This is a genomic window from Kordiimonas sp. SCSIO 12610 (genome assembly GCF_024398015.1).
Taxonomy (GTDB): domain Bacteria; phylum Pseudomonadota; class Alphaproteobacteria; order Sphingomonadales; family Kordiimonadaceae; genus CANLMI01.
In genome coordinates this window covers 419704-432199 of the sequence record NZ_CP073747.1, presented here as the reverse complement: position 1 = coordinate 432199, position 12496 = coordinate 419704, and the positions used below count along the sequence as shown (strand labels likewise).

General features: G+C 45.6%; 13 protein-coding genes and 1 tRNA gene. 1 reads left to right on the top strand and 13 read right to left on the bottom strand.

Going from position 1 to position 12496, the window contains the following annotated elements; all coding sequences use genetic code 11:
- Positions 1-57: 57 nt before the first annotated feature.
- From KFF44_RS02060 to KFF44_RS02045, 4 genes are all read right to left on the bottom strand, one after another.
- Complete coding sequence (locus tag KFF44_RS02060; protein ID WP_255936670.1) at positions 58-1527, bottom strand: NAD(P)/FAD-dependent oxidoreductase; 1470 nt, start codon at positions 1525-1527, stop codon at positions 58-60.
- Positions 1528-1658: 131 nt separating this feature from the next.
- Positions 1659-2687, bottom strand: coding sequence for a fatty acid desaturase (locus KFF44_RS02055; protein ID WP_255936669.1), 1029 nt, complete (start codon positions 2685-2687; stop codon positions 1659-1661).
- Positions 2688-2704: 17 nt separating this feature from the next.
- Complete coding sequence (gene hemN / locus KFF44_RS02050; RefSeq protein ID WP_255936668.1) at positions 2705-4033, bottom strand: oxygen-independent coproporphyrinogen III oxidase; 1329 nt, start codon at positions 4031-4033, stop codon at positions 2705-2707.
- Between the two features lie 120 nt (positions 4034-4153).
- A complete protein-coding gene (locus KFF44_RS02045) occupies positions 4154-5947 on the bottom strand; it encodes a serine hydrolase (protein WP_255936666.1) in 1794 nt (597 codons plus the stop codon).
- Positions 5948-6072: 125 nt separating this feature from the next.
- On the opposite strand from KFF44_RS02045, the gene KFF44_RS02040 reads away from it, so the two are divergent.
- Positions 6073-6582 carry a hypothetical protein gene (locus KFF44_RS02040; RefSeq protein ID WP_255936664.1) on the top strand — a complete coding sequence of 170 codons (510 nt, stop codon included), beginning with the start codon at positions 6073-6075 and terminating at the stop codon, positions 6580-6582.
- 169 nt (positions 6583-6751) lie between these two features.
- On the opposite strand, the gene KFF44_RS02035 is transcribed toward KFF44_RS02040, so the two are convergent.
- The 9 genes from KFF44_RS02035 to hisG form a co-directional block, all read right to left on the bottom strand.
- Positions 6752-6826, bottom strand: a tRNA-Phe gene (locus tag KFF44_RS02035).
- A gap of 119 nt (positions 6827-6945) precedes the next feature.
- Positions 6946-7134 (bottom strand): DNA gyrase inhibitor YacG, encoded by a 189-nt coding sequence (locus KFF44_RS02030; protein ID WP_255936662.1) that lies wholly within the window; start codon positions 7132-7134, stop codon positions 6946-6948.
- Positions 7131-8534 (bottom strand): ribonuclease E/G, encoded by a 1404-nt coding sequence (locus tag KFF44_RS02025; protein ID WP_255936659.1) that lies wholly within the window; start codon positions 8532-8534, stop codon positions 7131-7133. Before KFF44_RS02025 ends, KFF44_RS02030 begins: the two co-directional genes overlap by 4 nt.
- A complete protein-coding gene (locus tag KFF44_RS02020) occupies positions 8527-9171 on the bottom strand; it encodes a nucleoside triphosphate pyrophosphatase (protein WP_255936657.1) in 645 nt (214 codons plus the stop codon). The genes KFF44_RS02025 and KFF44_RS02020 overlap by 8 nt, the downstream gene beginning before the upstream one ends.
- An 11-nt stretch (positions 9172-9182) precedes the next feature.
- The gene (infA, locus tag KFF44_RS02015; RefSeq protein WP_255936654.1) at positions 9183-9401 is read right to left on the bottom strand and encodes a translation initiation factor IF-1; all 219 of its coding nucleotides are present in this window, start codon (positions 9399-9401) and stop codon (positions 9183-9185) included.
- Positions 9402-9564: 163 nt separating this feature from the next.
- Positions 9565-10005 carry a low molecular weight phosphatase family protein gene (locus KFF44_RS02010; RefSeq protein ID WP_255936653.1) on the bottom strand — a complete coding sequence of 147 codons (441 nt, stop codon included), beginning with the start codon at positions 10003-10005 and terminating at the stop codon, positions 9565-9567.
- Positions 10006-10007: 2 nt separating this feature from the next.
- The gene (locus tag KFF44_RS02005) at positions 10008-10508 is read right to left on the bottom strand and encodes a UPF0262 family protein (protein WP_255936650.1); all 501 of its coding nucleotides are present in this window, start codon (positions 10506-10508) and stop codon (positions 10008-10010) included.
- A 4-nt stretch (positions 10509-10512) separates the two neighbouring features.
- Positions 10513-11814, bottom strand: coding sequence for a histidinol dehydrogenase (hisD, locus tag KFF44_RS02000; protein WP_255936648.1), 1302 nt, complete (start codon positions 11812-11814; stop codon positions 10513-10515).
- Positions 11814-12485: an ATP phosphoribosyltransferase gene (gene hisG, locus KFF44_RS01995; RefSeq protein WP_255936647.1), complete on the bottom strand. Its 672-nt coding sequence runs from the start codon at positions 12483-12485 to the stop codon at positions 11814-11816. Before hisG ends, hisD begins: the two co-directional genes overlap by 1 nt.
- Positions 12486-12496: the final 11 nt, after the last annotated feature.

Genomic DNA, 12496 nt, shown 5'->3' with positions numbered 1-12496 from the left:
CGAGGTTTCTCCTCTAAATCACGATAAAGACTGCTTAAAGGCAGTCTTTTTTATTATTTAGGCTGCTTCCTTATCGCGCTTTTTAAACGCAAGGAAACCATCGTCGATTTTCTTGTGACGCAGTGTCACGAGATCAAGTGGATAATTCTGGTTGAGGCGCCATGGCTTTTTCGAACCTTGTTTCGGAATATCGTCAAGTGCACGCTGGATATATCCTGATGAGAAATCAAGACCAGGTTCTATTCCCATGTCAGGATCATCCTGAACAGGAACACAATAATCAACACCGATCTTATCCATATGCTTTAGAAGCCGGCATACATATTCACAGCATAAATCCGCCTTAAGCGTCCAGGAAGCGTTTGTATAACCAAATACGGAAGCAAAATTTGGAACACTTGAGAACATCAACCCTTTATAGTTAAGGGTATCACCCATAGAGACGGCTTTACCGTCAACCTCTATCGATAAGCCACCAATCGCCTTGATCTTGAGGCCCGTCGCAGTAACAATCAGATCAGCATCGAGCTTTTCGCCCGATTTCAATAAAATGCCATCTTCGACAAAGCGATCAATATGATCAGTTACGACCGAAGCCGTGCCATTTTTGATGGCCTCAAACAGGTCGCTATCCGGCACAAGACAAAGCCGCTCTTCCCACGGGTTATATTTCGGTGTGAAATGCTTATCGATATCGTAATCAGGCCCGAGCTCCTCGCGCACCATACCAAGTAAAAACTCTTTCACTTTCTGGGGGGCACTACGGGCACGCCTGAAAACAAACTGCTGCATCAACACATTACGCCAACGAATAATCCCATATGCCCACATCGCCGGTAAAAACTTCCTGAGCGTATTCGCGAGCTTATCTTCGGCTGGCCGTGAAACAATATAGGTTGGGGATCGCTGAAGCATTGTCACATGCTTGGCTTTATCAGCCATCGAAGGCACCAATGTTACCGCCGTCGCACCAGAGCCGATAATAACCACATTCTTATCATCGTAATCGATGTCTTCGGTCCATTTTTGCGGGTGAGCGATCTGGCCCTTGAAGTCTTCACGGCCCTCAAACACAGGGTCATGACCACCTTCATAATCATAATACCCCGCACATACAAAAAAGAACCGACATAAAAACTGAACGGTTTCACCTGTGTCTGTGCGCTCAGCGTCAACAGTCCAGCGTGCGTCGCTTGAAGACCATGAGGCTTTTACAACTTTGTGACCATAGCGAATGTTTTTATCAACATCATACTCGCGTGCAGTTTCGTTGATATATTTAAGTATTGACGGTCCGTCAGCAATTGCCTTTTGTTCCGTCCATGGCTTGAAGGCATAACCAAGGGTATACATGTCAGAATCAGACCTGATACCCGGGTAACGGAATAGATCCCAGGTCCCGCCCTTGGTTTCACGGCCTTCCAAAATCAGATAGGATTTTTCAGGGCAACGGCGCTGTAAATGACAAGCTGCCCCAATACCCGAAAGCCCAGCCCCCACAATTAAAACTTCTACATATTCAGCCATGATACCTCCCACTCTTGAGCGGAGTGTGGCAAAATACTGATCACAATTCAATGACAATCATTAATTTTATGTTTTTTTCAAATATTGGCTGAAATGCATAGAGTATAAATCTGTAAACTTAAACCACACTACTACTTAGCTTCAGACCAAATTGTTTTAAGTGCATGCCACAAGCTGTCCCGTTTTGCCTTTAAATACAGGCGATTATCCGATAACTCAGCAACCAACCGTCTATGCGCTTTACCAAGAGAATGATAAGGCATATTGGGAAAGAGGTGATGCGTTGCATGGTAACGGAGCCCCACGGGTGCCCACAGGCTTGTGATGAATTTGTGCCCCGGCACGTCTACCGAGTCCAAAAACTGCTCCGGCACAGTCATTTTCTGATCACCCGGGTTTCGATATTTGTGGGCGGCAAGCGTTCTCAGGGAGTTTAAAAGAAATATCCCAATTACAACTGCATACCACAGGACAAAAACTTTATAAGATAAAACACCTATAAGGGTTAACACTATCGCCGCCCAGATATAGAGAAACGATCCAAGCTCTTGCAATTTCCAAGTTGGATCGTCTCGCCTGCTTGCAAGTGGGCGCTCATAAGCTAAATCGATAGTCAGGGATGAAGCGCGCCTCCAAACAAATTCTCGGACGGAAGTATGAACCCAGGACAAAGGCGCCAACACAGAGAACCTTACCAGGAAAAAGCCCGGCAAAATAAAAATCAGCAATATATAGCCAATAATTTTCGCCCGTGTTTCGGTTGCAAACGGTAAATATTCACCGTCTTCATGGGTTCCATAGATATCCCTTGCATGGTGCTCGTTATGAACGCCTTGATACATAAAGGACGGCGCCATCATCGGCATACCTGCAAGCAGATTCCACATGAAACGAAAACGCTTAAAGCTGCCCTTTTTAAAGTGGGAAATTTCGTGCGTGAAAATAACCGCACGATAGAGAGCGAGCACACACACGATAAAAGCAGCACAGCCAGAAGCCGTCAGAAGAGGATTCATATAAGCATATATAAACGCACCCCACCCGATAATGATCGTCAGAAGAAAGTCACTCCAGTAAATTGCTGGATTAGGCTTCATTAAATCCCGAGTTAGCTGTCTTGCTTCCTTCAAGGGAAAATCACTAGCGGTTTGATCAGGCATACCTCTAATTCCTTACCCTAGACCGCGACCGAGTGCCTGGCTTTGTTATCGCCAAAATACCGATCAAATGCTGCACATACATGCCGCATAAAGGGTCTGCCTTCAGGGGTAATCTCTATTTTATCATCAGAGATTTTAATCAAGCCGTCCTCTTCCATTGGCCTTAAAAGGGCAAAGGGCAGTTTGCCCGCACGGCTGAGGGTCAGTGTATCCACTTCAAGGTTACACATGAACTGCTCAATAATTCGGCGATCAATAATGTCCGCCGGTTCCAAGGCGATACCTTTTGAAATTGCAAAAGTACCCTCTTCAATCGCCGCAGCATATTGGTGCATGGATGTATGATTTTGACTATAACCTGCGGGTAGGCCACTTATGGAAGATACCCCCAAACCAATCAATGCCTCAGCCGTATCCGTTGTGTAGCCCTGAAAATTACGGCGTAACTTATGATTTGACGCTGCGTGCACCAAACTATCGCCTGGTTTGGCAAAATGATCCAAGCCAATATGCGCGTACCCACCTTCTTTTAAGGTTTCGGCAATAGCCTGTGATTGTTCATAACGATCAAAAATATCGGGCAAGGTTTCATCCTTGATCAAGCGCATATGGGTTTTCATCCACGGTACATGTGCATACCCAAAAACCGATAGTCGATCAGGATTTAAAGCCACGGCAAGCTTTGCCGTTTCAACAACCTTGCCAACTGTTTGATGCGGCAAGCCATAAATAAGATCAAAATTAATTGCCTTGATCCCTTCAACCCTAAGGGCATCAACCGCTTTTTTGACCATATCAAATGGCTGGTAGCGATTAATGGCTTTTTGTACATCCTGACTAAAGTCCTGAACACCTAGGCTTGCGCGGGTGACCCCGGCACGGCCAAATGCCTTCACAAGGCTTTGGCTTAGCGTCCGCGGGTCTATTTCCACCGCGATTTCAGCATCCGGTAAAACATTGAATGCCGACCTTAATGTTTGCATCAGCAATTCAAAATCATCATCTTTCAATAATGTGGGCGAGCCGCCGCCCCAATGAATGTGACTAACGTCAACTTGCCCCTCCAAGGTACGGCGAACCATCTCTATTTCACGCTTCAACAGCGCCACATATTTTTTGATCGGCGCATATTGTTTAGTGATTTTGGTGTTGCAGCCACAGAACCAGCACAGTTCTTCACAAAACGGAACATGTAAATAAAGCGATACAGGTTTACCGGTATCAATCGACTTTAACCATTCACTATAATCCAGATGTGTAACACCACTGTGGAAATGCGGCGCGGAAGGATAGCTCGTGTACCGAGGTACAGGCTTTGCGTATTTTTCAATCAGATGTTTTTTCATAGGCTATGAATACAAACGCCCTATTCCTGCATCTTTGACAAATGTCAAAAGTATCCGGGCACGTCGAAAATGTCGCACTTATAGCCGAGTGATCGGCACGGGTAACAGTTCCAATAATTATCACTCATGAAGAGTAATTGGACTATCTGCATCAAGCTTACGGAACCTTACCCCAACTACACGGCTATCACCAATGTCTACGCCTTTAATTTTCCCAGCTTCATCATAACGAAATTTGATCATAGACCGACCTGTCCATAGCTTATCAATTGAATTCCAGGTGAGGTTTGATCCAGTTGGCGCTGGAAAAAGTTGTTCGGGCAGGTTTTGTGCATATCGCATCCAAAGAATGTCGTCTTTGATGTAAAAACTAACCAAACTTTCCAGTTCAGGGGACCAAAAGCTACCCTCTAGCACCGCCAATTGATGAATATTTGACGGTGAAGAATAATCATAGTTGATCGCTTCTATTGCCTGATTGTTTCCCTCCAAAATCAGTATCTTCACACCGTCCACAGTTTTGAGTGTGATTGTTTGACCGGTGGAAACACACCTGAGGCGCTCATTATCAATAACCTCCAGGTCCGAGAGCCATGTATCCCCTCCACCATGCAGGACTAATTGACCATTTGTTTTTTCCCGCAAAAAATACCGGTTGTTAATCTTGTCAGCAAAATAGCCACCGATCCAATCGCTGTAATCATGGGCCTTCGCTGATTGAAACGACGGCATAGGCACCGCATCGCCCTGTTTGTTTTTAGATAATTCATGATCGGGTTTCGCCATACCCATGTTTTGAACCAAACGACGAGCAAGCTTCCACCCCTGAAACGCATTATGGTCATTTCGATTGGCGAACACATAAACAGACAGATCAAGGTCAGAAAACCGAATCTGGTCTGCGATAAAGCCTCCCATACCACCACCATGTGCAACTACACGATTTCCCAGAACCTCGGATTGCCAAAGACCAAACCCATATGGCAGTATTGTGCCATCATCACGGGCCCCAGCCTTCATCATAAGGTCACGCCATTTTGTACCCAAAAAGGCACCTGTCCTTAATTCACGGTCCCATTTAGCCATATCAGTAAGAGTGACCAATATGCCGCCGTCGCCGACCACGTCAAAATGTTTTAACCACCTTCTCCATACCTTATCGTCACCGCCAGAAGGCGCTTGATAGCTTTTTACTCTGCCCGGGATTGGTGCACTATGGTCAATATCAAAGGTCGTATTTTGCATGCCTAACGGCGCGAACAAGCGTTCTTTCGCAATTTCGGGAAAGGGCTTGTTTTCTATTTCCTCAAGTATTTTGGCCAGCAACACATACCCACTTGATGAATAGCGATACTGAGTACCCGAAGGAAAATCCAATGCGCCTTGAGACGTTATAAGCTGATAGGCATCACTCATGTTCATTCTATTCTGTAAGCGCGGATCATCACCGCGAATGATCATCATCGAAGTATATTCACGGATACCACTTGTATGAAATAAAAGCTGACCAATGGTTATATCCCTGTAAACATCGGGTAGTGTGGGTAGAAACTCTATGCATTTATCATCCAAACCAATACGGCCCTCCAGTATATGTTGTGCAATAATCGCTGCCGTAAACTGCTTGGACATACTGGCAATATAGAATTTAGAATGTTGATCAATGGGCACAGTATGCTCAATATCTGCGAGGCCATACCCTTTAGCGAACCTAAGCTGTCCCTTATAGGTAATTAAAACACCAAACCCCGGGGTCGTTTCATTAACCAGCGGATCAAATTGTTGATCGATGAAACTCTCAAGCCAGCCTGGATCTTGAATTAACGTGGGTTCCTCGGCTGATACTTTGAATACCCAAGCAGAAACCACGATTGCTGATACAGTAATTACAGAAATTCGCTTTAAAATCTTCATTTTACCCTCGCATAATATAAAGGCGGCAAGCATAGGAAATAGCTATTGATTTTGCCTTTGAAGTTTCTGGAATTTTCTGGAAAACTAGGTAAATTAAGGATGTGGTCTTCAGAGGGGCCCAAGGGATGCAGATGCAATATCAGATACAGAATATCATTTTTGATGCTGAAACCGGCATTTGTGCTGTCGACAACAGCAATTCCCCCAATGAAGTGAAACTAGAAGGCTTAAATCTACTATTGATGCGAGCCTTGACGGAATTTGGCTCAGAGCCATTGACCATCGATGTTTTATCGAAGATCGTCTGGAAACGCGATCATGTGTCTGAAGATACTATTGCCAAAAGAATATCCTTACTTAGGGCCACTTTGTCCGAGATTGCTGGTTCAACACAAGTCATTCGGACTTTGCCAAACAGAAGATACCAACTGATTGGGCCAATAAAAAAACTGGAAGTCTCAGAAGTTCCGCCAACACCGTTAGCGACAAAACACGCGAACAAAAAATCTTTCATTATAGCCGTTGCTGTCATTCTAATACTAATCACTACTGCGGTATATCAAATGACAAGTACCAAACCGCCAGTTCTTAAAGACCCTGAAACCGGCAAGGAGCTAATCGCCCCCAATTCATAGTATGTCTGATTAGCTAATTTTCATATCGCCGATGCTCTTTAAAATGCTTTCACAGCCCAAGACTGTATGGCGAGCATTCTTAATAGTCATGGTAAATAGAACAGCTGCGGCCAGCCTATAAGCTGGCTTTTAAACGCAAAAAGCCGCACTAAAATGCGGCTTTTTTGAATGGTGCCCGGGGGCGGATTTGAACCACCGACACGCGGATTTTCAATCCGCTGCTCTACCCCTGAGCTACCCGGGCTTAAAGGATGAGGGATAACTAATGTCCTTCAGCGATTGGGCTTTTAGCTAATATTCATGCCCCTGTCCAGCGTTGATTTCAGTTTTCTTACATTTTCACAAAGAAAAGCGAAAAAGACGTTAGTTGCCTGCTTCATCACTGAAATCATCATTAATTTCAGTGTCGCCAGGCAGCACATATTCGCCGTTAAACCAATGTCCAAGGTCGATATCTGCACACCGTTTTGAGCAAAACGGGCGATATTGAACAAGTGTTGTCTTACCGCATTCCGGGCACTTGCTCTCTGCGGCACCAAGTAGGTCATTCATGATTTTGCCTCAATATATACATCGTCTTTTCCGCTGCGCAGTTCAACAATACGGTGGGTATTTGCCTCAAGCTCTGTAATTACATGCTTGTTTTCGTCAAACCATCCACAAACGGCAACACTTGCTTGAAGAATGACAGTGCCAGGTTCATTTGAATTGCCAATATGCTGCGCAGTCCTAAGTAGCTTTAACGCTTGCTCTCTGATTCGCATCACAGGAGCTGCTTGCACCTGATATCGATCACGCAGCGACACCCCCTTGCGTTGCCGCGACATTTCAACAAGGCCAAACATTGAGATCCCGCTTCGCCGGACAGGCACAGGGTCATCCTTCAAGGCCTTATCAAATAATTCCAGTAACTTCGCTGCTGTTCCCTTACCGGACATATCGATAAAATCAACCACGATCAATCCACCGATATCCTGAAACCTGAGATGATGGGCAATGGCAAGTGCTGCTTCCATATTTACGGTGAGTTTCGCCTCTGCGGCGCTCATTTGCTGTAATGCCCCACCCATATTCACATCAATGGATGTTAAGGCGGGTGTTTGATGAATGGAAATCCAGCCGCCTGAGGGAAGTGGAATTTGGTCAGCGAGCGCATCCTCGATGGCTTCCTCGACACCATATTCCTCGAACGCAGACGTCGCCCCTGACCCTTGATAGGGTTCTATTCGCTCAGCGATATCAGGCCATTTATTATGCGCGAGTTTTCTCGCTTCTACGCATAGGGCTTTGTTATCAATATATACGGGCTCAGTTCCCTCGGTTATTGAAATTAGCGCTTTTGCCATAGCTGGCATAGTAAAGCCGCTCTTGTCGGTAATAGCAGCAGCAAGCCATTCAGCCTCCTGGATCACTATTTCAACGGCTATGTTTGCAGCGCGCGACCTAACGATAATAGCGACGTTTTCCGTTAATTCAGTAAGGGGAGCCTTAAGCCCTTTGATTGTTTTAGGTCCCAAATCCTTAGAGAAATTTAAGCGGCTTGCACCAGCCTCTACGGAAACGTAGCGGCCATCGAGCCGAGGTTTCGGCGTTACTATCAGCGATTTATTGTCGAAGGATGCTGGTTCCGACAATACCTGCACCATCAGTTTCTGGCCTTCTTGCAGGCAATCCGCGATAGAGTGTACAGGGCCTTTTACCAATTGTTTGGCCCTGCGCAAATTCATCATGCCGGAAAGCATTGAACCATCTTGATCTTTGCCAAGTGACAAAAAGGCAATATCGGAATTTGTGTCCAGTCCGGTAACCGTGGCAGGATGGATAGAGCCTATACAGCCGATTTTACTATCATCGTGAAAGGATAGGCTAACCGGAAAACCATCTTCGTCAATTTTTGCCGTTCGCCAGTAACCAATGCCAGGTTCAATAAGGGTAGAAGGGAATTCAATCATAATCATGCTCTTGAAACAAATGCGCTTCTAACCATCCATTCACTTCAAACAATGGCAATCCAACAACATTACTATAAGAACCAGAAATGAAACGAACAAAGCAGGCACCTAATCCTTGAATGGCATAGCCCCCAGCCTTTCCATTCCATTCATTACTTTTGATATACCGGTCAATATCAGCCGCGGATAATGGCTTGAAGGCAACTGTTGTTGTCACAACCTTTTGGATGATACGGTTATTAGGGAGTACAAGTGCCATACCTGTTAAAACTCTATGCCGTCTACCAGATAGCATATGAAGGCATTTTACCGCTGTTTGCTGGTCTTCTGCCTTGGGTAAAATACGGTTTCCACATGCAACAACCGTATCAGCGCTTAAAATCAGGTTTCCATGGTGTCTTTTGGCTACTGTCTCTGCTTTTTCCCTTGATATCCTGAGAGCATAACTCTTGGGATTTTCATCAAGGGCTGATGTTTCATCAATATCAGCTGGGTCGATAATGTCGGGATCAAGACTAATTTGCGATAGCAGATCTTTCCGGCGCGGCGATGCAGACGCTAAAACCAGTTTACTGGTTCGAGCGCGGGATACCTCATGATTATTATGAGTAGTGCCGTCAGATGGTGAGGTGGTCATACCACCCCCGATTATTTAAAGCGATATGTGATACGGCCTTTAGTCAGGTCGTAAGGAGTAAGTTCAACCAGAACATCATCGCCAGCAAGAACACGGATACGGTTTTTACGCATTTTTCCTGCTGTGTGGCCTAAAATTTCATGACCATTTTCAAGTTTAACCCTGAACATTGCGTTTGGCAGCAATTCGCTGATTGTGCCGCGCATTTCAAGTACTTCTTCTTTTGCCATTATGGCTCCTTATTTTGGCTCAAGCTTTAATTGCGCCAATACATGCCGCGAGAATCTTAAAAAAGCAAGGTTTTTGGCTGTTTTGTTAGGATTTTTTGCAAATGAAAGCAATGGTGATGCTTTTTTGCAGTCGTACAAAGCTTTTTCAAAGCCTATTTAATTTTTAGATTTTTAGAAAATCTGCGATGCGACATTCTAAATGATCCCGAACGAGGCGATAGCTATCTAACACCTGGTCACGGTTACCTTCGCCTTCCGCGGGGTCGGGGGTTTGCCAATATTCAAGATGAATATCGTGCAGTTCAGCCAGTTTCGAAACCTTGTCTCGACTTTCAGGCGTTAAAGCAATGATAGCATCAAATTTTTCAACAGGTATTGAACTTAACACCTTCGGCTGATGTTCACTAATGTCGATTTTCTCTTCTTTCATCACAGCAACAGAAAATCCATCGAGCTGACCAGCGACTAACCCCGCAGATTCGCAAAAGATTCGCCTTTTCGAATATCGATCGGCAAGCCCTTTCGCCATGGGGCTTCTGACCGCATTTTGATTGCACACAAAAAGGACGCTTTTAATGCGCTTTATGTCATCACTTTTAACCATCGTTACATCGGCCCTCTGCCGTCCTTGAGGTGCAAAACACAAACAAGCGTAAACAACCTTCGGGCGGTTTGATGATCAATTTTTATTTTGTCTTCGAGGCGTTCCTTCAGCAATTCACTGCCCTCGTTGTGGATACCCCTACGGCCCATATCAATCGCTTCAATCTGCGAGGGGCTAGCGCTTTTGATCGCATCATAATAGCTGTCACAAATCGCAAAATATTCACGAATAATTCTTCGAAACGGCGACATCGCAAGCCTGAAACTCATCAGCATGTCGTCAGCACTGCTTTTCACATCGAAAACAAGGCGTCCTTCAACACTCGAGAGGATTAGTTTGTAGGGCCCTTTATAATCGGCATCCTGTGATTTCAGAAGTTCAAAACTATTTTCTTCAAGCAAGTCATAAATGGCAATACGGCGCTCATGCTCAACGTCTGCACTCCACTTTACAACAGTGGAGGCATCCAGCGATACATGAACGAGCCGATAGTCTTGGGTCATGGGATTATTCTTGCCCGCCATTCAATCGAATAGCAACAGAAAGTGCATGGGCACCCAAGCCTTCCTCGTTCGCGAGGCATACAGCTGCAGGGCCGATGGCATTCAAACTTTCTTCAGTACATCCTACGAAAGTTGTGCGTTTCATGAAGTCATAAACACTGAGACCAGAGGAAAATCGTGCAGCGCGCGCCGTTGGTAACACGTGATTAGGACCGGCGACATAATCGCCAATTGCTTCTGGCGTATACCGACCAAGGAAAATGGCGCCAGCATGCTTAACCTTCTGCATCAACTCATCAGCACCATCCACCGCTAATTCCAAATGCTCAGGTGCCAATCGGTCTGAAAGGGCAACCGCCTCATCCATCGTTTCAACAATTATAACTGCGCCAAAGTTTGTCCAGCTTTCAAGCGCGATGTCACGGCGATCCAGGCTCGCCAAATGGTCTTCAATAGCACCCACAACCATTTGAGCATATTTCTCATCATCTGTGATCAGGATCGACTGCGCTACCGTATCATGTTCCGCCTGACTAAGAAGGTCAGCCGCGATCCAACGCGGATTGTTTTGGTTATCCGCTATCACCAGAATTTCACTGGGGCCAGCAATGGTATCAATACCAATTTTGCCAAAAACCTGTCGTTTCGCTTCCGCAACAAATGCATTACCTGGTCCAACGATTTTGTCAATTGGTTCAATCGTGTCGGTACCATATGCGAGGGCGGCCACAGCCTGAGCACCGCCAATGCGGTAAATTTCATGAACACCAGCCAACTTTGCCGCAGCCATCACAAGCGGATTGATAATCCCGTCCGGTGTTGGAACGACCATTACAATTCTCTCAACGCCCGCAACGACCGCAGGAATAGCGTTCATCAATACGGACGAAGGATAGCTTGCAAGACCACCTGGCACATATAAACCAACAGAAGATACTGGTTTCCACGTTTGGCCAAGCCGGGTTCCGGTAGCATCGATATAATCAATATTGTTTGGCAGTTGCTTGGCGTGAAAATCACGAATTCGCTCGGCCGCAAGTTCTAACGCCTCATATGTCTCTTTAGAAACCTGCTCAACCGCGCTATCAATCTCCGCCTCGGTGACCCTTAGGCCGTTCGTGCGAGCGTCAAATCGATCAAACTTTTTGGTTAAATCGAAAAGCGCTTCATCACCGCGAGTGATAACATCTTGAATGATTGTGGCAACGCTTTCACGTACATCCGATGACATTTCACGTTTGGCGCCTAAAAGCATTTTGAATTTTTGTTCAAAATCACGATCTTTGGATTTTAGAAACTGTGCCATTACTTAGTTCCCCCAACATTACCGAGTGCCTCGCGGAAGCGCTCAATCCAATATGTAACCTCACGTGGTCGTGTTTTAAAAGCGGGTCGACTGACAACAAGACGCGATGTAATCTCAGTTAACACTTCAACTTCCTTGAGACCATTCGCTTTCAATGTTCCACCTGTTGAAACCAGATCAACAATACGTTCAGAAAGGCCAAGGCTCGGCGCAAGTTCCATAGCACCATTCAACTTTATGCATTCGGCCTGCACACCACGACGGGCAAAATACTCCCGCGTCAAGTTAGGGTATTTGGTCGCAACCCGGATATGCGATGATGTATTCATGTCCTCGTCAGATAATTCATTCGGAACCGCGAGCGACAACCGGCAATAGCCAATCCCAAGGTCAATCGGTGAATAGATATCGCTATATCCAAATTCCTGTAGCACATCGTTTCCAACAACACCGATATGGGCAGCGCCAAAAGCCACAAATGTGGCGGCGTCAAACGCGCGAACACGAATAATGGTCAGGTTTTCAATATTGGTTTTAAATTCTAGTTGCCTTGATTTCGGGTCATCAAAAGCAGCTTCCGGTTCAATGCCAGCACCGCGCACAAGAGGCATAACTTCGCCAAGAATACGCCCTTTCGGTAGGGCCAGAACCAATTTATCACTCAACTGCATAGCAAAATCCT

Coding starts and splice junctions, on each gene's coding strand:
- KFF44_RS02060 (WP_255936670.1), bottom strand. CDS start 1,527: ATGGCTGAATATGTAGAAGTTTTAATTGTGGGGGCTGGGCTTTCGGGT.
- KFF44_RS02055 (WP_255936669.1), bottom strand. CDS start 2,687: ATGCCTGATCAAACCGCTAGTGATTTTCCCTTGAAGGAAGCAAGACAG.
- hemN (WP_255936668.1), bottom strand. CDS start 4,033: ATGAAAAAACATCTGATTGAAAAATACGCAAAGCCTGTACCTCGGTAC.
- KFF44_RS02045 (WP_255936666.1), bottom strand. CDS start 5,947: ATGAAGATTTTAAAGCGAATTTCTGTAATTACTGTATCAGCAATCGTG.
- KFF44_RS02040 (WP_255936664.1), top strand. CDS start 6,073: ATGCAGATGCAATATCAGATACAGAATATCATTTTTGATGCTGAAACC.
- KFF44_RS02030 (WP_255936662.1), bottom strand. CDS start 7,134: ATGAATGACCTACTTGGTGCCGCAGAGAGCAAGTGCCCGGAATGCGGT.
- KFF44_RS02025 (WP_255936659.1), bottom strand. CDS start 8,534: ATGATTGAATTCCCTTCTACCCTTATTGAACCTGGCATTGGTTACTGG.
- KFF44_RS02020 (WP_255936657.1), bottom strand. CDS start 9,171: ATGACCACCTCACCATCTGACGGCACTACTCATAATAATCATGAGGTA.
- infA (WP_255936654.1), bottom strand. CDS start 9,401: ATGGCAAAAGAAGAAGTACTTGAAATGCGCGGCACAATCAGCGAATTG.
- KFF44_RS02010 (WP_255936653.1), bottom strand. CDS start 10,005: ATGGTTAAAAGTGATGACATAAAGCGCATTAAAAGCGTCCTTTTTGTG.
- KFF44_RS02005 (WP_255936650.1), bottom strand. CDS start 10,508: ATGACCCAAGACTATCGGCTCGTTCATGTATCGCTGGATGCCTCCACT.
- hisD (WP_255936648.1), bottom strand. CDS start 11,814: ATGGCACAGTTTCTAAAATCCAAAGATCGTGATTTTGAACAAAAATTC.
- hisG (WP_255936647.1), bottom strand. CDS start 12,485: ATGCAGTTGAGTGATAAATTGGTTCTGGCCCTACCGAAAGGGCGTATT.